The organism is Sphingomonas sanguinis NBRC 13937, from assembly GCF_001591005.1.
GTDB lineage: Bacteria > Pseudomonadota > Alphaproteobacteria > Sphingomonadales > Sphingomonadaceae > Sphingomonas > Sphingomonas sanguinis.
Map to the genome: position 1 here is coordinate 57,824 of NZ_BCTY01000003.1, position 17,560 is coordinate 75,383.

The 17,560-nt window shown below is 66.0% G+C and carries 18 protein-coding genes and 1 tRNA gene; 11 read left to right on the plus strand and 8 right to left on the minus strand.

Going from position 1 to position 17,560, the window contains the following annotated elements; genetic code table 11:
* Window positions 1–7: 7 nt before the first annotated feature.
* From SSA01S_RS02920 to SSA01S_RS02935, 4 genes are all read right to left on the minus strand, one after another.
* Window positions 8–3,010 (minus strand): TonB-dependent receptor plug domain-containing protein, encoded by a 3,003-nt coding sequence (locus tag SSA01S_RS02920; protein WP_061779148.1) that lies wholly within the window; start codon window positions 3,008–3,010, stop codon window positions 8–10.
* Between the two features lie 518 nt (window positions 3,011–3,528).
* A tRNA-Leu gene (locus SSA01S_RS02925) sits at window positions 3,529–3,613 on the minus strand.
* Window positions 3,614–3,720: 107 nt separating this feature from the next.
* Window positions 3,721–3,984, minus strand: coding sequence for a hypothetical protein (locus SSA01S_RS02930; RefSeq protein ID WP_061779149.1), 264 nt, complete (start codon window positions 3,982–3,984; stop codon window positions 3,721–3,723).
* Window positions 3,985–3,995: 11 nt separating this feature from the next.
* Window positions 3,996–5,510: a YifB family Mg chelatase-like AAA ATPase gene (locus SSA01S_RS02935; protein WP_061779150.1), complete on the minus strand. Its 1,515-nt coding sequence runs from the start codon at window positions 5,508–5,510 to the stop codon at window positions 3,996–3,998.
* 196 nt (window positions 5,511–5,706) lie between these two features.
* On the opposite strand from SSA01S_RS02935, the gene rpmH reads away from it, so the two are divergent.
* From rpmH to SSA01S_RS02965, 6 genes are all read left to right on the plus strand, one after another.
* The gene (rpmH, locus tag SSA01S_RS02940; protein ID WP_007404632.1) at window positions 5,707–5,841 is read left to right on the plus strand and encodes a 50S ribosomal protein L34; all 135 of its coding nucleotides are present in this window, start codon (window positions 5,707–5,709) and stop codon (window positions 5,839–5,841) included.
* 59 nt (window positions 5,842–5,900) lie between these two features.
* Window positions 5,901–6,302: a ribonuclease P protein component gene (gene rnpA / locus SSA01S_RS02945; RefSeq protein ID WP_061779151.1), complete on the plus strand. Its 402-nt coding sequence runs from the start codon at window positions 5,901–5,903 to the stop codon at window positions 6,300–6,302.
* Entirely contained in the window at window positions 6,299–6,511 is a 213-nt protein-coding gene (gene yidD / locus SSA01S_RS02950) for a membrane protein insertion efficiency factor YidD (RefSeq protein ID WP_058718099.1), read from the plus strand. Before rnpA ends, yidD begins: the two co-directional genes overlap by 4 nt.
* Window positions 6,512–6,529: 18 nt before the next feature.
* Complete coding sequence (gene yidC, locus SSA01S_RS02955; RefSeq protein WP_061779152.1) at window positions 6,530–8,230, plus strand: membrane protein insertase YidC; 1,701 nt, start codon at window positions 6,530–6,532, stop codon at window positions 8,228–8,230.
* On the plus strand, window positions 8,227–8,901 hold the full coding sequence (yihA, locus tag SSA01S_RS02960) for a ribosome biogenesis GTP-binding protein YihA/YsxC (RefSeq protein ID WP_061779153.1): 675 nt from the start codon (window positions 8,227–8,229) through the stop codon (window positions 8,899–8,901). The genes yidC and yihA overlap by 4 nt, the downstream gene beginning before the upstream one ends.
* Window positions 8,902–9,005: 104 nt before the next feature.
* The gene (locus SSA01S_RS02965) at window positions 9,006–9,668 is read left to right on the plus strand and encodes a glutathione S-transferase (RefSeq protein WP_061779154.1); all 663 of its coding nucleotides are present in this window, start codon (window positions 9,006–9,008) and stop codon (window positions 9,666–9,668) included.
* Window positions 9,669–9,716: 48 nt separating this feature from the next.
* Here the strand turns inward: SSA01S_RS02965 and SSA01S_RS19420 are convergent, their stop codons facing one another.
* Window positions 9,717–9,887 (minus strand): hypothetical protein, encoded by a 171-nt coding sequence (locus SSA01S_RS19420; RefSeq protein ID WP_156477643.1) that lies wholly within the window; start codon window positions 9,885–9,887, stop codon window positions 9,717–9,719.
* A 110-nt stretch (window positions 9,888–9,997) separates the two neighbouring features.
* Here SSA01S_RS19420 and dapE point away from each other — a divergent pair, with 110 nt between their 5' ends.
* The gene (dapE, locus tag SSA01S_RS02970) at window positions 9,998–11,113 is read left to right on the plus strand and encodes a succinyl-diaminopimelate desuccinylase (protein WP_061779230.1); all 1,116 of its coding nucleotides are present in this window, start codon (window positions 9,998–10,000) and stop codon (window positions 11,111–11,113) included.
* On the opposite strand, the gene SSA01S_RS02975 is transcribed toward dapE, so the two are convergent.
* The 3 genes from SSA01S_RS02975 to SSA01S_RS02985 are packed head-to-tail and all read right to left on the minus strand — an operon-like array spanning window position 11,091 to window position 13,646.
* Window positions 11,091–11,618, minus strand: coding sequence for a Smr/MutS family protein (locus tag SSA01S_RS02975; protein WP_061779232.1), 528 nt, complete (start codon window positions 11,616–11,618; stop codon window positions 11,091–11,093). The genes dapE and SSA01S_RS02975 overlap by 23 nt on opposite strands.
* Window positions 11,619–11,643: 25 nt before the next feature.
* Window positions 11,644–12,996, minus strand: a complete 1,353-nt coding sequence (gene mltA / locus SSA01S_RS02980; RefSeq protein WP_206379006.1) for a murein transglycosylase A — start codon at window positions 12,994–12,996, stop codon at window positions 11,644–11,646.
* Between the two features lie 26 nt (window positions 12,997–13,022).
* Window positions 13,023–13,646, minus strand: a complete 624-nt coding sequence (locus SSA01S_RS02985; protein WP_061779155.1) for a Tim44/TimA family putative adaptor protein — start codon at window positions 13,644–13,646, stop codon at window positions 13,023–13,025.
* Between the two features lie 220 nt (window positions 13,647–13,866).
* Between SSA01S_RS02985 and secB the strand changes: the two genes are divergently transcribed.
* Genes secB through SSA01S_RS03005 form a run of 4 tightly spaced genes read left to right on the plus strand, consistent with a single transcriptional unit; the run spans window position 13,867 to window position 17,531 of the window.
* Window positions 13,867–14,382 carry a protein-export chaperone SecB gene (gene secB, locus SSA01S_RS02990; RefSeq protein WP_058753239.1) on the plus strand — a complete coding sequence of 172 codons (516 nt, stop codon included), beginning with the start codon at window positions 13,867–13,869 and terminating at the stop codon, window positions 14,380–14,382.
* Window positions 14,383–14,395: 13 nt separating this feature from the next.
* Entirely contained in the window at window positions 14,396–15,973 is a 1,578-nt protein-coding gene (gene murJ / locus SSA01S_RS02995) for a murein biosynthesis integral membrane protein MurJ (protein WP_061779156.1), read from the plus strand.
* 8 nt (window positions 15,974–15,981) lie between these two features.
* Window positions 15,982–16,989 (plus strand): tryptophan--tRNA ligase, encoded by a 1,008-nt coding sequence (trpS, locus tag SSA01S_RS03000; protein WP_061779157.1) that lies wholly within the window; start codon window positions 15,982–15,984, stop codon window positions 16,987–16,989.
* A complete protein-coding gene (locus SSA01S_RS03005; protein ID WP_061779158.1) occupies window positions 16,989–17,531 on the plus strand; it encodes a P-loop NTPase family protein in 543 nt (180 codons plus the stop codon). The genes trpS and SSA01S_RS03005 overlap by 1 nt, the downstream gene beginning before the upstream one ends.
* Window positions 17,532–17,560 lie beyond the last annotated feature (29 nt).

Sequence of the window (17,560 nt, forward strand, 5' to 3'; positions counted from 1 at the left end):
CCCGGTCTTACATCTTGACCCGCGCGCCGACGAACATGAAGCGGCCCACCGCCGTCGTCGGATAGATGGTCTGCCCCACATCGGGCATCTGGTCGAACAGGTTGCTGACGCCGCCATAGAATTGGAAGCGCTCGGTCGCATCGACGCTCGCATAGATGTTATGCACCCAGCGCGGCTTGATGAAGTAATATTGCGCCGCCACGAAGTCGGGATTGCTGCCCGAGGTTTCGCGGGTGTAGCGCAACGTCTTGTCGAACCACTGCAGACCATAGTTCAGGGTCAACACGCCCTTGGCCCAGGACAGGTTCGACGTCACCTGATATTTGGGGGCGCTCGAAAAAGCCGTACCGCGATAATCGGTCACGGGTGCGCCCGGCACGCCGATGAAGAGCAGCTTGTCGAGATAGTTGCCGTTCACCTGCAGGTTGAACAGACCCATATTGGCGGTCGGCAGACGCCAGTTCAGGTTGAAGTCCAGACCGGCCGTCTGGAACGAGGCGACATTCTGCGGCGCCACGTTGAACCCGATGACGTTGCCCGCCTGGACGGTGCCTGTACCGGCGCCGTTCTGTCGGGTGATCGCGCCGCAGAACTGGTTGTTCAGCGTGGGCGAGTCGACACACAGCTGGGCCAGCTGGATTGGCGTGACCGTGTTGATCGCGTTCTTCAGCCGGATGTCATACCAGTCGGCCGACAGCGTGAGGCCGGGGATGAAGCGCGGTGCCAGCACGAGGCCCGCGGTCCAGGTATTGGCTTCTTCCTGACGGAGCAGCGGATTGCCGCCCGACGTGCCTGAAACGTTGAACGACCGCGTGTCGTTGTACGTCGCCGGGTTCGCCCCCAGACCCTGCAGCAGGGTGCGGCAGTTGGCGGCACGATACTGGGTGCCGTTGCCCGTGTTCGCCGGGATGCAGGGATCTTCGGTGAAGAAGGCAAAGGTCTGCGATCGACCGCCGAACAGCTCGCTGATATTGGGCGCGCGGATGGCGACCGAATAGGTGCCCCGGAAGGTGATGTCGCGGATCGGCGAGTACATGCCGTCGACCTTCCACGTCGTGGCACGGCCGATGGTCGAGTAATCCGACACGCGGATGGCCGCGCCCAGCTCCAGGTTATGCGCGAAGCGCATGTTCTTGGCGATCGGCGCGTTCAATTCCGCAAAGACCTCCTTCACGTCGAACGATCCACGCGTCGCGCTGAGCGCGTTGGTGAAGGTCAGGCCCTGCTGCTCGATCGGATCGGGCGTGAAACTGCTGATCTCCTTGCGATATTCGGCACCGAAGGCATAGGCGAGCGGACCGCCGGGCAGCGAGAAGAACTTCTCGAAGTCGCCGCTGACCGAGGCGGAGACGACATGCTGCTCGATCCGCGACCGGTCCGTGGTCGGCGCCAGGATGAAAGCGATGCCCGACGGATCGGACAGGCCCGCGCCCAGGATGTTGATCGGACGGCACTGACCCGGCTGGAACGTGGTGCGCGGCAGCACGGTCCGTCCGCTCGAATAAGGCTGGTTCGGGGTCCAGTTGGGATCGAGATTGGCGCGGCAGGTGATCTGCCCCGTCGCCGGATCGCGCACCGCGTCCAGCGCGGCGAAGAAGCGGTCCGAATAGATGTCGTTGGTGTACTGGCTGCGCACATCGGTCCGGCCGAAGACATAGGACACTTCGTAATGCGTCTTGTCTTCCAGGTCGCCGCGCAGGCCAATGACCGTGCGATAGGTATCGCGCTTGATATTCTCGCCGCGCTGACCGTTGCCGTTCATGCCCAGGTCGAAATTGTCGCGGCTGACCAGCACACCGCCGATCGTCGGATCGATCGCCGAGCGGATATTGGCGGGCAGATAGGGATTATCGCCCTGGATCAACAGGTTATAGTCGAAGGTCGGCTGCGCCAGCGAGAACGACTTGGTCGTCGCGTACTTCGCTTCGCCGAACAGGGTCACGGTATCGCTGATGTCGTAATGACCCAGGAAATTCGCGATATGCCGTTCGATGCTCGGCTGAAGATCGTTCAGATAGCGCGCCACCGGCGTGCTCGACCCGCCCACCGAATAGCCGCCGGGATAGGCCACGCCGTTGTCATAGACCGCACCGGTGCCGGTGAAATCGGGCACGCCATCGCCATCGACATCGACCGCGCCCTCCGGCGAGCTGCCATAATAGCGCGCATCGGTAATCGGCACGCGCGCAGGCACGGTGCCGTTCGGGTTCCGGGTAAAGACCGGGAAGTTGTACTGACCGAACTGCGGGCGCTGCTTGGCCTGCAGCCGGTCGTCCATCGAATATTGGTAAGCGAGCGCGACGTTGCCGCGACCGTCCGCGAAGTTGCGACCGCCGGTAACTGCGACCAGCCGCTGGCCCGAATCCCCGCGATCCGAAATACCCGCCTGGCCCCGAACGGTCAGCCCGTCGAAATTCTGCTTCAGGCGGAAATTGACGACACCCGACACGCCGTCCGCGCCGTAAACCGCCGACGCGCCGCCGGTCAGGATGTCGACGCCCTCGATCAGGTCGGTCGGAATGGTATTGATGTCGACCGCCTGCTCGCCCGGAATACCCGAGACGTGGCGACGTCCGTCGACCAAAGTCAGCGTACGCTGACGCCCCAAATTGCGCAGGTCGAGCGTGTTCAGACCGGTCTCGCCAATCCCTGCGCGATCGCCCGAGTTGTTGGACGAGCCGCCCGAGCCGACCAGTGCCGGATAGGCGCGAAGGAAGTCGGTGACATTGGTCGTACCCTGCGCTTCGAACGTCTTGGCGTCGAGCGTGACGATCGGGCTGGGCGTCGAGAAGTCCTGACGACGGATGCGCGAACCGGTGACGACCACATCACCCGACGGTCCGGCATTGCTGCTGTCCTCAACCGTGCCGGGCTGCGAGTCCTGGCCGGGCACATTGCTGTCGGCCGGGGTCGTCGCAGGCGCCGTCTGCTGCGCCTGTGCCGCACCGGTGAGACTGAAAACCGCAATAGCGATGGCGGCAACGCCATGCGCGAATGACATCCGCGTCATGTTAACTCCCTGATGATCTTGGTTTATGTATGCCTCAAAATGCTTTGAGGCCGGAATGGCAACCATGCTGACGCTAAAAAGGTCATAATTGCCACTCATCGTGTCTTTTCAGTCACAATGCACATGGAGCGCAGCCATGGGCTGCGAATTTTCGTTCTGAAGGCATCTCCGCGCCCCTGCCGCCTGCCGTCTCGGCGATCCCGCCAGCCTTGCAGCTCGCAGCGTCAGGAGCGGATAATCGCAAGGGTCGAGGCCAGCTACATTGACCTCACCAGGAGGATGAGGCGGCCGAGGCAGACAGGATCACGAAGATCGGGCATCACCACGGCAGAATAAGATTTTTTATATCGATATGGGGACGAGCGCTGAAGCAGCCTTGGCCTGCCCATACTGCTACGCAGTTCGTCGCGCCCGGTCGTCCGACATGGAACTGATCGACCGCCCTACCCTCCCTGTCGGCGGATGATCTGGCCGTGCGATGCCTTACGAAAAGCGCGGTGCCCGGTTTTGACCGGAAGTGGTGCCCCTGGCCGGACTCGAACCAGCATGCCTTGCGGCGTTCGATTTTGAGTCGAATGCGTCTACCAATTTCGCCACAGGGGCAGCGAAGAGGCGCTGCTAGACGAGGGTGACGGCCTGCGCAAGCGGGGATTATCGCCGGTCGAACGTAATATCGTATTACAGCGCCCGCCCGGCTGCGATAAGGGGCATCAACCCAGCCTCATTTCGCCAAGCCACACCGTTCCCTTCGCGGACACATCCAGAATGGCTTGGTTGTTCAGCCGCCTCCAGTCGCAGTCATACTCGATCAACCGATACCGACGCCCACAGCTGCGCCAACTACGACAAGGGCATTTGTTAGGATGTTCGTCCCAAGGCAGCGCGGCCATTCGCCGAAGCTCGGCCATCGCCTCGGTCCTGCTCGCATATTCACCGATCGGCTCGGCGTGCCATTCGTCGTCGATCACGAACATGCCAAGGACCCTCAATTCACCGGCGGTCGCTGGCGATAGCTCAGCGCCTCCGCGACGTGGATGCGCCCGACCTCCTCCGCCCCTGCCAGATCGGCGATGGTCCGTGCGACGCGCAGCACGCGGGTGTACCCCCGTGCGGTCAGGCGCATCCGCTCCGCCGCTGCGGCCAGCAGCGCACGTCCCGCCTCGTCGGGCGTCGCCCAGCGTTCGAGGAGCGCGCCATCCGCCTCCGCATTGGTGCGCACCGTCACCGGCGCATCGCGATAGCGCTCGGTCTGGCGGCCCCGGGCGGTCGCGACCCGTGCCGCGACCACCGCCGAGGATTCGGCCGCGGCGGGGGCGAACAGGTCGATGGCGCGGACCGGCTGGACTTCCACGGACAAGTCGATTCGGTCGAGCAGCGGCCCCGAAATCTTGGCCTGATAATCCGCCGCACAGCGCGGCGCACGGGCACAGGCCAACGCGGCGTCGCCCAGATGACCACAGCGGCACGGATTCATCGCGGCAACCAGTTGCACCCGCGCGGGGAAGGTCACATGCGCATTGGCGCGTGCGATGCTGACGGTGCCGGTCTCCAGCGGCTGGCGCAGCGAATCGAGCACCGCGCGCTGAAACTCGGGCAGCTCGTCGAGGAACAGGACGCCGAGATGCGCGAGGCTGACCTCGCCCGGCTTCGCCTTCAGCCCGCCGCCAGTCAGTGCCGCCATCGACGCCGAGTGATGCGGCGCACGGAACGGCCGCGCGCGGGTGAGACGTCCTCCGGCCAGCGTGCCCGCGACCGACTGGACCATCGAGACTTCCAGCGCCTCGGCCGCATCGAGCGGAGGCAGGATTCCGGGAAGGCAGGCCGCCATCAGCGACTTGCCCGATCCCGGCGGGCCGCTCATCAGCAGATTGTGCCCGCCCGCAGCTGCGATCTCCAGCGCGCGCCGGGCGTTTTCCTGGCCCTTGACCTGCGACAGGTCGGGACCGGGCACGCCATCCTCGACCACGCCGCCTTCGGGTAAGGGCAGCACCGTGTGCCCCTTCAGGTGATTGATGAGTGACAACAAATCGGGCGCGGCAATTACCGAACCGCCGCCCGCCCAGCTGGCCTCGGCACCTTGCGCGGCGGGACAGATCAGCCCCTTGTCGAGCGACCCGGCATGGATCGCCGCCAGCAGCACGCCCGGCGACGGGCCGATCCGCCCGTCCAGCGCCAGTTCGCCCACCACCACATGATCGGCGAGCAACTCGGCATCGACCACCCCCATCGCCGCCAGCAGCGCCAGCGCGATCGGCAGGTCGAAATGCGACCCTTCCTTGGGCAGGTCGGCGGGTGAGAGATTCACCGCGATCCGCTTGGGTGGCAGCGCCAGGCCCATGGCGGCGATGGCGGCCCTCACCCGTTCCCGGCTCTCGCCCACCGCCTTGTCGGCCAGCCCGACCAGATTGAAGGCGGGCAGCCCGGCGATTAACTGCACCTGGACTTCGACGGCACGCGCCTCCAGCCCCAGATAGGCCACTGTCGAGACGATCGTCGCCATAGAGTCCCCCTGTACGGGCTCTCCCCTGCCCGCCTATGCTTCCTGCAAAGGATGGCGTCGCCCCGCAAGAGCCGAATGGCCGTCCGTCGGTTGCGTTCACATGATTGACTTGAAAGCCCGCTTTGCGTAAGCGGCGTGCCACCAAGGCCGTCCTCGTGGCGGCCGTTTTTATTCAGACGTATCCAAGGAATGAACGATGAAGCGGACCTTTCAGCCCAGCAATCTGGTGCGCGCTCGCCGTCACGGCTTCCGTGCGCGGATGGCGACTCCGGGCGGCCGTGCGGTGATCCGGGCGCGTCGCGCGCGCGGCCGCAAGAAGCTGTCGGCGTAATCACGACGCTGACCCGCCGCCGCGATTTCCTCGCGGCCAATGGCGGGCGACGTGTGGCGATGCCCGGCTTCGTGCTGCAGGTGCGCCCGCGTGATGACGGTGAGCCGACGATTCGCGTGGGCTTCACCGTCACCAAGAAGATCGGAAACGCGGTCGTTCGCAACCGGATGAAACGCCGGCTGCGGGCGCTCGCGCGCGATCTGTTGCCGGTGAAGGGCATTGCGGGCGCCGACCATGTCCTGATCGGACGGCAAGGCGGGATCGAGCGCGACTATGCCGCGCTCACCGCCGAGCTGTCCAAGGCCTTGTCCCGCGCCGCCTCCCCCGACACCGCCCCTCATGACAAACCGCGCGAGCCGCGTGTGCATCATGGACGGGGCAAGGGCAGAGGACCCCGGGGCGGCGCGCATCGCAGCCCCGAATCACCCAAGGAATCGATACAGGAGCCGGGGCGACCATGATCGCCCGGCTCCTGATTCTGCTCGCGCGGGGTTGGCAACTGGGCCCTTCGCTGATCCTGCCGCCCACTTGTCGCTATCAACCCTCCTGTTCGGCCTATGCAATACAGGCCATTGGCCGCTATGGCGCGGTCAAAGGGGGCTGGTTGGCGCTCAAGCGCATTGCGCGGTGCCATCCCTGGGGCGGGCACGGACCCGACCCGGTCCCCTGACACTAACGGGGTTTCCACGTGAACCAAGACCGCAAGAATTTCGTCGTGTTCGCGGTGATCGCGGCGCTGATCCTGTTCGGATGGCCGCTCATCCAGAGCAAGTTCTTCCCGAGCAATCCGCCCGCGACCAAGATCGTCGACGGCAAGCAGGTGCCGGTGACCAACAGCTCGGCCAACCCGACCGCGACGACGCCCACCGCGATTCGCGACCGCAAGGTCGTGCTGGCCGAAACGCCGCGCGTGGCGATCGACACGCCGCGCCTGAAGGGTTCGATCAACCTGAAGGGTGCGCGGATCGATGACCTCGTCCTGCTCGACTATAAGCAGACGGTCGACAAGAACTCGCCGCCGATCCGCCTGCTGTCGCCGGCGGGTGCCGAGGGTGCCTATTTTGCAGGCTTCGGCTGGCGCACCGACGGGCTGAACCCGCCCGCCGCCGATGCCGTCTGGACCGCCAGCGCCCCCGTGCTGCGCCCAGGTCAGCCGGTCACGCTGACCGCCGCCAATGCGACGGGCCAGCGCTTCCAGATCACCCTGTCGGTCGACAAGGATTACATGTTCACCGTCCAGCAGACGGTGGCCAATGGCGGCAATGCGGCCGTGCCAGTCGCGACCTATGGTTATGTCAATCGCGGCATCTCGGCCGACCCGGACGGCTATTCGATCCATGTCGGGCCGATGTCGGTCAACAATGGTTCGGCGCAATACAAGCCGAACTGGAAGGACGTGGATAAGGCGCCGACCCGCTTCACCACGACCGGCGGCTGGCTGGGCTTTACCGACAAATATTGGCTGACGGCGCTGATCCCCGATCAGTCCAAGTCGTTCGACGGCCAGTTCCGCGCGGGCGGCAACCAGACCTATCAGGCGGACGATACGTTCCAACCGCAGACGCTGGCGCCGGGCAAGCAGATCACCCAGACGACCCGCTTCTTCGCGGGCGCCAAGGAGGTCGCGCTGCTCGATCATTACACCGACAAGGAAGGTGTGACGATGCTCGATTACGCGCTGGACTGGGGTTATCTGCGCTATATCGAAAAGCCGATCTTCTATTATCTCGACTGGCTGTTCAAACTCGTCGGTAACTTCGGCGTCGCGATCATCCTGCTGACCGTCACCATCCGGGCGCTGATGTTCCCGATCGCGCAGCGCCAGTTCGCCTCGATGGCCGCGATGCGCGCGGTGCAGCCCAAGATGAAGGCGCTGCAGGAACGCTATAAGGACGACAAGGTCCGCATGCAGCAGGAGGTCATGGCCCTCTACAAGCAGGAAAAGGTCAATCCGCTGGCGGGCTGTCTGCCGACCCTGATCCAGATTCCGATCTTCTATGCGCTGTACAAAGTGCTGATGCTGACGATCGAAATGCGCCACCAGCATTTCGTCCTGTGGATCAAGGACTTGTCCGCGCCCGACCCGTTGACTCCGGTCAACCTGTTCGGCCTGCTGCCCTTCGTGCCGCCGCACTTCATCGCGATCGGCGTCGTGCCGATCCTGCTGGGCATCTCGATGTACTTCCAGTTCAAGATGAACCCGCAGCCGATGGATGACGCGCAGAAGCAGGTCTTCGCGATCCTGCCCTGGGTGCTGATGTTCGTGATGGCCCCGTTCGCGGTCGGCCTGCAGGTCTACTGGATCACGACCAACTGCATCTCGATCCTGCAGCAGCGCTTGCTTTACGCCCGCCATCCGGGCCTGAAGCAGCCGGTCGTCAAGAAGTGAGCGAGCTTCCCTCCCCTGCCCCCTCCGACGAACCGAAAGGCTTTTCGGAGGAGCTGGTCGAGTCGGCGCGCAAGCTGTTCGCCGGGCCGGTCACCTTCCTGAAATCCGCGCCCGCACTGAAATTCCTGCCCGATCCGATCGTGCCGGAAGTCGCGGTGGCGGGGCGCTCGAACGTCGGCAAGTCGTCGCTGCTGAACGCCATGACCAACCGCAACGGTCTGGCGCGCACGTCGAACACGCCGGGACGGACGCAGGAGCTGAACTTCTTCGATGTCGGCACACCGCCGACGCTGCGGCTGGTCGACATGCCGGGCTATGGCTTTGCCAAGGCGCCCAAGGATATGGTCAAGCAGTGGCGCTTCCTGGTGAACGACTTCCTCCGCGGGCGCCAAGCGCTGAAGCGTGCGCTGGTGCTGATCGATTCGCGCCACGGCATCAAGGAAGTGGATCGTGAAATCCTGGAGATGCTTGACCGTGCAGCGGTCAGCTATCGCATCGTCCTGACCAAGGCGGACAAGGTGAAGGCGACCGAACTCGCCGCCGTGGTCGAGCGCACCGAGGCGGAGGCGCGCAAGCGTGCCGCCGCCCATCCGGAAATCCTCGCCACCTCCAGCGAAGGCGGCATGGGCATTCCCGAACTGCGCGCGGCGGTGCTGGAAGCCATCGGCTGATCGCCACGTCCGTTTTCGCAGATCACGAAGGCCCGTTCGGTTCCCCCGAACGGGCCTTTTTTGTGCGGTTGCGACACGGGCCCGCGCCCGTTACGCCTTGTTCCATGAAGCTGATCATCGGTAACAAGGCCTATTCCTCCTGGTCGCTGCGCGGCTGGCTCGCCTGTCGGCAGTCCGGCATTCCCTTCGAGGAGGTGGTCGTGCCGCTCTATGACGCCGACTGGGACCGCCGCCGCGAGGGGGCCGAGTTCGCGCCGTCCTCGGGCAAGGTGCCGATCCTGTGGGACGGCGAGGCGGTCGTCTGGGACAGCCTGGCCATTATCGACTATCTAGCCGACAAGGTCGGGCGCGACCGTTTCTGGCCCGAGGACGAGGCCGCGCGCGCCATGGCCCGGTCGATGGCGGCGGAAATGCATTCCAGCTTCGTCGCACTACGCCGCAAGCACAGCATGAACATCCGGCAGGTCTATCCCGCCCAGGCCCCCGACGAAGATGTGATCGTCGACCTGAAGCGGATCATGGAGCTGTGGGCGCAGGCGCGCGCGCGCTTTGGCGGCGGCGGTGATTTTCTGTTTGGGGCGTTTGGCGCGGCGGACATCATGTTCGCGCCGGTGGTGACGCGGATCGTCACCTATCAGCTGCCCGTGGCGCGCTTCGCGGTGCCCTATATGGACGCGGTGCTGCGCCATCCGTTCATGCAGGACTGGATCGCAGGCGCGCGGGAAGAGGAATGGGTCATCGAGCGGTTCGAGCAGCCGGTCGAATAAACCTTCGGCCCGCCGAAGCGAACACTCTGGCCTCTCCCCCTGCCCGGCTCATCGCGCCGCCGGGGGCACCTCGTTCAGCGGTGCGCGCTGGTCGGCTGCCGGTTCGGCGACCCGCGAGGTAAAGGTGTAGAGCAGCACCCCCGCAATCCCCAATGCGATGACCAGCCACAGCAACAGCCGCTTGCCCGCCTTGTGGCCGTTGGGATCGGGGTCGTTCATCGTCTTGCTCCTGTTGCTTGGGGGCAGGAACGATACCGGAGCGCATGGGGTCCGTCAGCGCGGTAAATCCCATGATTGCCGATCGTCCGGCCGCTGCCTATGCGAAGCTCATGACCGACGCCCTTGCCCTCGCCCAAGCCCTGATCCGTAGCGACAGCGTCACGCCTGCGCGTGGCTCCGTGTTCGACGTGTTGGAGGCCGCGCTGGTGCCGCTGGGCTTCACCGTCGATCGCTTCACGGTCGGCGAGGAGCCGGACGGCCCGGTCGAGAACCTGCTGGCGACACGCGGCGGGACGGGCACGCATCTGGCCTTTGCGGGCCATGTCGATGTCGTGCCCGCAGGCGACGGGTGGCAGGGCTCTCCCTTCTCCGGCGAAGTACGCGACGGCCTGCTCTTCGGACGCGGCGCGGTAGATATGAAGGGCGCGGTTGCCGCCTTCGTGGCCGCGATCCCAACCGATCCGACCATCCCGTTGTCGCTGATCATCACCGGCGACGAGGAAGGCCCCGCCGTCTATGGCACCCGCGCGCTGATCGACCGGATGGCCGAGCTTGGGGTGGCTCCCGATCTGTGCCTGGTCGGCGAGCCCACCTCCGCGCATCGGCTGGGCGACATGATGAAGATCGGGCGGCGCGGCTCGGTCAATATCTGGATCACCGTGCCGGGGCGGCAGGGCCATGTCGCCTATCCGCACCTCGCGGACAATCCGATCACCCCGCTGGTCGCGATGCTGGCGGAGATCGAGGGCGTGACGCTCGACACCGGCAATGCCTGGTTCCAGCCGTCGAATATTGAGATCACCGACCTGCATGTCGGCAATCCGGCGACCAACGTCATTCCAGGTGCGGCGCAGGCCCGGCTGTCGATCCGCTTCAACGATGAGCAGAGCGGCGAAGCGCTGGTCGAACGGATCACTGCCATCGCGCGGGCCCACGCCCCCGCCGCGCAGGTGAGCGGCCGTATCTCGGGCGAGGCGTTCCTGACCCAGCCCGGCGCCTTCTCCGCCATGATCGCCGATGCGATCCGCGCCGAGACCGGAATCGAGCCGGAGCTGTCGACCACCGGCGGCACGTCGGACGCCCGTTTCCTGTCGAAGCTGTGCCCGACGGTCGAGTTCGGGCTGCTGAACGCGACCATGCACAAGGTCGACGAAGCGGTGGCGGTGGACGACCTTTACGCCCTCACCCGCATCTATGCGGGCGTCATCGCTCGCGCGGGCGCCTGAAGACGATATAGAGCGCGCCCTGCCCGCCGTGGCGCGGATGGGCGTTGCGGATGGCCGCGATCGCATCGGCATGGCGCGAGGACCCCAGCCAGTCGCTGATCGCCGCCCGGATCGCACCGCGCGCATGGGGACGCTCGCTCTCGGGGCGCGGCGGCTTGCCGGTCACCAGCAACAGCACCCGGTCACCGCGCGCGATGGCCCGGCCCAACCCCTGGTCGAGCAGCGCATGGGCCGAGGCCAACGTATGGCCGTGCAGGTCGAGCGAGCTGTCGGGCATCACGCTGCCCCGCGACAGGCGCTTGTCCCAGCCGCCGTCGAGCGTCTCGCCCGGCCCCTTCTTGGCCATGGCTGGCGGCGGCGCGGGTTGGCGAAGTGGTGGCACACGGCCCTTTACCCGCACCTTGGGCGCACCGGGCGTTTCCTGAAACACCGCCTCCATGGTCGGCGGCGGCGGTGCGGGCCGGGCGGGAACGAGGGCGGCGCGTAAGGGGCGCACCGTCTCCATCACCCTCGCCCAGAGTTGCGCCTCGTCAGCGTTGAGGTAACGCACCGACCGTCCCGACAGGAGCCACGATCCCGGCCCGCGCCAACGTTCCGACCGGCAGCAGCAGGAAGGCGGTGCCGCGCGCCGACATGCCGCCCGCAACGGCCCGCGCCGTATCGCCGGCACCCCAGAAGGTGTCGAACCGATTGGAGCCCTTGATCGCGCCGCCAGTATCCTGCGCGACCCACAGACCGGTCGCATCCTGTCGGTCCATCGACAGGAAGACCGGCGCGCCGAGCGGCACGAATTTGGGGTCGGCCGCCACGCTGACCTGTCCGGTCACCGCATAGCCCATCGCCCCCTGCGGCGCGCCGTTTAGCTCGCGGAAGAAAACGAAGCTCTTATTTTCGCGCATGATCGCGCGGCCTTCCTCTGGGTGATCGTGCAACCAGGCGACGATCCCCTGCATCGAAGTCTGGCCCGGCCCCAGCAGCCCGCGCGCCTTCATCAGCGCGCCGATACCGGTATAGTCGCGGCCATTCTGCGTATCATAGCCGATCCGCATGATCCCGCCATCGGGCAGCCGCAACCGTCCCGAACCCTGGATCTGGAGGAAGAACACCTCGATCGGGTCCGCCCCCCAGGCGAGGATCGGCGCACGGCCCTCCAGAGAGCCCTGCTCGATCGCGGTGCGGTCGTCATAGGGGACAAGGTTGGTGCCCTGCACCTTGCCGCGTATCTTCTTGCCCTTCAGGTCGGTCGTGAAGGCGCCCAGATCGACATCGATCAGGTCGCGCGGCCGGGCATAGATCGGCACTTCATAGCCGGAGCGCCGCTCACGCGAGCCCGCAATTTCCGGCTCGTAATAGCCCGTCGCCAGTGAGCGGCCGTCGCCGACCTGCACCGCTTCGAAATAGCGAGCGAAGAAATCGCGGGCGCCCCCACGCGGCACGCTGGCGGCGGCTTGGCAGGCAGCCTGCCAGTCGGCCCCTTGCGTCAGGCCGCTGGCATCGGTGCGGCGCATCAGACCGGGGCAGGACAAGGCAAAGGCCGCCCGCGCCGCTTCCGCCTGATCCTCGGTCATCGGCAGAGAGGCGACCGGCGGTCCGGCGATGATGCCCGCCTGCGCCGCCGTGGCCGCACCAGCAACCGCTACCACAGGCCTCGCGGGCAAGGGCGTCGCGGGCACGATGCGGACGGGGCCGTTCGGCACACGCGAAATGGCGGGGCCAGCGGGTTGCGCGGTCGAATGGTTGGGACGTGGACGCGGCCCGGGACGGGGTGCCTGGTTCCGTGGGCCGGACGGATATTCCGCAGCACCCGGCGGAACGATCCGTCCCGCGCAGGCGGACAGACCGACCGAAAGCGCGACCATGGTCGCGATGCGATACCCCCTCATCGCGCGCACTCCCCCGTCAGACCGGCTCAAGCTTCGTCGGTATCGACGAGCTTCCAGTTCGGATCGCCGCTCTTCAGCATCCGGGCGAAGGTCCAGACGTCGTGCGTCTCGACCGCATCGCTCAGCGACCCGGCGATGACGTTGCCGTCCGCATCGCGCGTGACGGCGGCGATGTCGGCGTCGAAGCGCACGGTGATCCGCGCCTCGCGGCCCTGGACCTGCGCGTCGACGATCTTGGCGCTGTCGACCCGGATCAGTCGGTTGTCGAGCGTCTGCCCGGCCTCGCGCCGCTGCTCGATCGCCTCGGCGAACGCGGCCAGCACATCGGCTTCGACCAAATCGGCCAGCACGTCCTCGTCACCCTTCCAAAAGGCTTCCAGTGTCATGCGATAGGCGCTCTGCGCGCCGTTCAGGAACTGCGCCACGTCGAAACCCGGCTCGCCTCCGATGACCGCGCGCAGGCCCTGCTCGGCCTGCGGGTCGATGTTGCGGTTCACCACCGGCGTCGCCGCCTGGGCGGGCTCGGGCGCACGCGGCAACGTGACCGGCAGCGGCCGGTCGTCGGCACTGCGCGCCAGCGGCTGTTGTTCATGACCGGTCCGCTTGCCCAGCACGCTGTAGAGCCTCAGCGCGAGGAAGAGCGCAACCATGGCGAGGAGGACGACGTAGAATAACAACACAAGCGCCTTTCACTATCAGGGCCGATATAGGCGCATGGCCGACCAAAGAAAACCCGGCCGCCCGGAACAGGTGGGCAAGGTTGAATCCGTATCGGCCCGCTGCTACGCGCAACGGCCATATGGCCGAACGCGCGGACCCGCCCTTTCGGTTCCCTATCCCCACTTGATCTCACGCAAGAAGGTATTGACGATGGACGAACAGGGTTTGCCGCAGGGCTTCGAGGCGCCGACCGCCGAGGGCGACGACACGGCCCCCACCGCCGGCATGATCTCGCAATATGTGAAGGATCTGTCGTTCGAGAATCCGAACGCGCCCGCCATCTATCAGGCGCAGACCGCGCCGGGCATCGACGTGCAGTTCAACATCTCGGCCGTCCAGGTCGGTGAGGACGTCCACGAACTGACCCTGAAGATCGAGGTTCGCGCCGAGTCCGAGGGCAAGACCGCCTTCATCGTCGACCTCAGCTATGCCGGTCTCTTCGGCTTCCGCAACGTGCCGGTCGACCAGATCCAGCCCTTCATGCTGGGCGAAGCGCCGCGCCTGCTCTTCCCGTTCGCCCGCCGCGTGCTGGCCGATGCGGTCCGCGATGGCGGCTTCCCGCCGCTGATGCTGGAGCCGATCGACTTCGCGCAGCTGTACCTGCAGCAGGCCGAGGCGCAGGCGGGCACCGCCCAGCCGAACACCCCGGAAACCGGCCACGCCTGATCCCGGCTGACACATGAACCTGACCAAGGCACTGGGCTCGGTCGGCGGGCTGACTCTGGCCAGCCGGGTGCTTGGTCTGGTTCGCGACTCGCTGTTCTTCCGCTTCGTGGGCGCGAACTTCGCCTCCGACGCGTTCCAGATCGCGTTTCGCCTGCCCAACATGTTCCGCGCCCTCTTCGCGGAGGGCGCCTTTTCCGCCGCCTTCATCCCGATGTTCAACCGCAAGGTGGCAGAAGGCGATCAGGCGGCGGAGGGCTCGGGCTTGGCGCACGGCCTGGCCTTTGCCGAGAATGCCCTCTCGGTCCTGCTGCCCGTGCTGATCGTCATGACCGCGATCGTCGAGCTGGCCGCCTGGCCCGTCACCTGGGTCCAGACCTTCGGTTATGGCAAGGGGACGCCTGCGCAGTTCGACTATATCGTCCTGCTCAACCGGCTGACCTTCCCTTATCTGCTGTTCATCAGCCTGGTGTCGCTGCTGGGCGGCATCCTCAATTCGCTGCATCGTTTCTGGGTGAATGCGGCCGCGCCGATCCTGCTCAACCTGACGCTGATCGTCGCCGTGCTGTTCTTCCACACGCATGACCCGATGGCGACCGCCCGCAACCAGGCGATCGCGGTCACGGTCGCGGGCATCCTGCAATTCGTCTGGCTCTGGTGGGCGTGCCGCCGCGCGGGCGTCCGGCTTCGGCTGAAGCGGCCGGTCATCAACGACGACGTGAAGCGGCTAATGAAGCTGATCCTGCCCGCCGCCGCCGGGGCGGGCGCGGTGCAGATCAACCTCGTCATCTCGACCGCGCTGGCCGCCCGCTTCCTGCCCGAGGGATCGGTATCCTATATCTATGCCGCCGACCGGCTGAACCAGTTGCCGCTGGGGCTGATCGGCATCGGCCTGGGCACCGTCCTCCTACCCACCGTCTCGCGCCTGCTGGGCGCGGGCAAGGAGGTCGAGGCGATGGAGACGCAGAACCGCGGCATGGAGCTGGCGCTGCTGCTCACCCTGCCCGCCACCGTCGCGCTGATCGTCTGCGGTCAGCCGATCGTCGCCGCCCTGTTCGAGCATGGCAAGTTCACCGCGACCAACAGCTATTATACCGCACAGGCGCTTGCCGCCTTCTCGATCGGCCTGCCCAGCTATATCCTCGTGAAGGTGCTGACGCCGGGCTATTATGCGCGCGCCGACACGCGGACGCCGGTGCGCTATGCGACCTGGTCGATGCTGGTCAATCTGGGGCTGAACCTGATCTTCATCTGGTGGCTGGGCCATATGGGGCCGCCGCTGGCCACCGCCATCGCCTCGACGGTCAATGTCGTGCTGCTCTATCGCACGCTGGCACGGCGCGGGCATTTCGTGGCGGACGCGCAGTTGCGGCGGCGCAGCTGGCGGATGCTGGTCGCTGCGATCCTGATGGGCGGGGCGATGGCGCTGCTCAACGAACGGTTCCAGCCCTATGTCACCGGCACCAACCTCGAGCGCTGGGGTGCGCTCATCGTGCTGGTCGCGACGGGGATGCTGGTCTATGCGGTCGCCACCTTCGCGACGGGCGCCTTCCGTCTCGGAGACATCAAGCGGCTCGTTCGCCGCAACAGTTGAGGACCATCATGCGCGTCGTTTCCGGCATCAAGCCCACGGGCAACCTTCATCTCGGCAATTATCTGGGCGCCGTGAAGCAGTGGGTGGCGATGCAGGACGACATCCAGGCCCAGGGTGGCGAGACGATGTACTTCATCGCCGACCTGCACGGCCTGACCGAATGGATCGCGCCCGAGGCGATGGCGGACAACACCATCGAGATGACCGCGACCCTGATCGCGGCCGGGATCGATCCCGAACGCTCGATCCTGTTCAACCAGACCCGCGTGCCCCAGCATAGCGAGCTGAGCTGGCTGCTGAACAACGTCGCGCGCGTCGGCTGGCTGAACCGCATGACCCAGTTCAAGGACAAGGCGGGCAAGAACCGCGAGGGCGCCAGCGTCGGGCTGTACGACTATCCGGTGCTGATGGCCGCGGACGTGCTGCTCTACAATGCCACGCATGTACCGGTGGGCGAGGACCAGAAGCAGCATCTGGAGTTGGCCCGCGACATCGCGACCAAGTTCAACAACGACTATGGTCGCGAGCTCTTCACCCTGCCCGAGCCGTTCATCAGCAAGGCGGCACCTCGGATCATGAGCTTACGCGACGGTGCGTCGAAGATGTCCAAGTCGAACCCGTCGGAAATGTCGCTGGTCAAGCTGATCGATAGCGATGACCAGATTGCCGAGAAGTTCCGCAAGGCCAAGACCGACGCGGACGTCCTGCCCGACACGATGGAGGGGCTGGAAGGCCGGGCCGAGGCGCGCAACCTGATCACCATCTATGCCGCGCTGGCGGACCGTGCGCCCGCCGATGTGCTGGCGCAATTCGCAGGCCAGGGCTTCGGCGCGTTCAAGCCCGAGTTGGCCGATCTGGCGGTCGCCACGCTGGGCCCGATCCGCGAGCGGCTGACCCGGTTGCTGGACGATCGCGGCGAGGTCGGCCGTATCCTGGAACGCGGGGCCGAGAAGGCGCGCGATCTCGCCGCGCCGCTGCTGCTCGACGTGCAGCGGACCATGGGTCTGCAAATCTGATGCCCCCCGGCCCCATCACTAAGGTCCTCACCCGGATCATGGTGATGGGGCCGCCGGGCAGCGGCAAGTCGACGCTGGCCCGGCATTTGGGCGAGCGGCTGGGCCTGCCCATCCATCACGCCGATGCGTTGTTCCACGGCCCCAACTGGGTCGCGCGGGCGCGTGAAGACTTTATCGCCGACATGGCCGCTCTGGCCGCACAGCCCGCCTGGGTGATCGACGGCAATTATTCCAGCGCGCATTACGGCCCTGCGATCACTGCAAGACTGTCGCAAGCGGAACGCATTATCCTGCTCGATCTTCCGCGCCGCGTGACGATCCCGCGTATCCTGCGGCGGATCGCGCGCTATCATGGTCAACAGCGCCCCGACAGCGCGGCGGGATGCCCGGAACGGCTGGACACCGCGTTCCTATTCTATTGCTGGCAATGGCCCAGAGCCGTGCGACCCAGGATTGTGCATGTATTGAAACCGGTGGAGGATCGCGTGATCCGATATCAGCGAGCACCGACGGTCGATCGGGCTCTCCACGATATAGGCTGAGCGCGGCCCAAACCCACGCTCCGCCCCAA

Coding starts and splice junctions, on each gene's coding strand:
- SSA01S_RS02920 (WP_061779148.1), bottom strand. CDS start 3,010: ATGACGCGGATGTCATTCGCGCATGGCGTTGCCGCCATCGCTATTGCG.
- SSA01S_RS02930 (WP_061779149.1), bottom strand. CDS start 3,984: ATGTTCGTGATCGACGACGAATGGCACGCCGAGCCGATCGGTGAATAT.
- SSA01S_RS02935 (WP_061779150.1), bottom strand. CDS start 5,510: ATGGCGACGATCGTCTCGACAGTGGCCTATCTGGGGCTGGAGGCGCGT.
- rpmH (WP_007404632.1), top strand. CDS start 5,707: ATGAAGCGGACCTTTCAGCCCAGCAATCTGGTGCGCGCTCGCCGTCAC.
- rnpA (WP_061779151.1), top strand. CDS start 5,901: ATGCCCGGCTTCGTGCTGCAGGTGCGCCCGCGTGATGACGGTGAGCCG.
- yidD (WP_058718099.1), top strand. CDS start 6,299: ATGATCGCCCGGCTCCTGATTCTGCTCGCGCGGGGTTGGCAACTGGGC.
- SSA01S_RS02965 (WP_061779154.1), top strand. CDS start 9,006: ATGAAGCTGATCATCGGTAACAAGGCCTATTCCTCCTGGTCGCTGCGC.
- SSA01S_RS19420 (WP_156477643.1), bottom strand. CDS start 9,887: ATGAACGACCCCGATCCCAACGGCCACAAGGCGGGCAAGCGGCTGTTG.
- dapE (WP_061779230.1), top strand. CDS start 9,998: ATGACCGACGCCCTTGCCCTCGCCCAAGCCCTGATCCGTAGCGACAGC.
- SSA01S_RS02975 (WP_061779232.1), bottom strand. CDS start 11,618: ATGGAGACGGTGCGCCCCTTACGCGCCGCCCTCGTTCCCGCCCGGCCC.
- mltA (WP_206379006.1), bottom strand. CDS start 12,996: ATGAGGGGGTATCGCATCGCGACCATGGTCGCGCTTTCGGTCGGTCTG.
- SSA01S_RS02985 (WP_061779155.1), bottom strand. CDS start 13,646: ATGGTTGCGCTCTTCCTCGCGCTGAGGCTCTACAGCGTGCTGGGCAAG.
- secB (WP_058753239.1), top strand. CDS start 13,867: ATGGACGAACAGGGTTTGCCGCAGGGCTTCGAGGCGCCGACCGCCGAG.
- murJ (WP_061779156.1), top strand. CDS start 14,396: ATGAACCTGACCAAGGCACTGGGCTCGGTCGGCGGGCTGACTCTGGCC.
- trpS (WP_061779157.1), top strand. CDS start 15,982: ATGCGCGTCGTTTCCGGCATCAAGCCCACGGGCAACCTTCATCTCGGC.
- SSA01S_RS03005 (WP_061779158.1), top strand. CDS start 16,989: ATGCCCCCCGGCCCCATCACTAAGGTCCTCACCCGGATCATGGTGATG.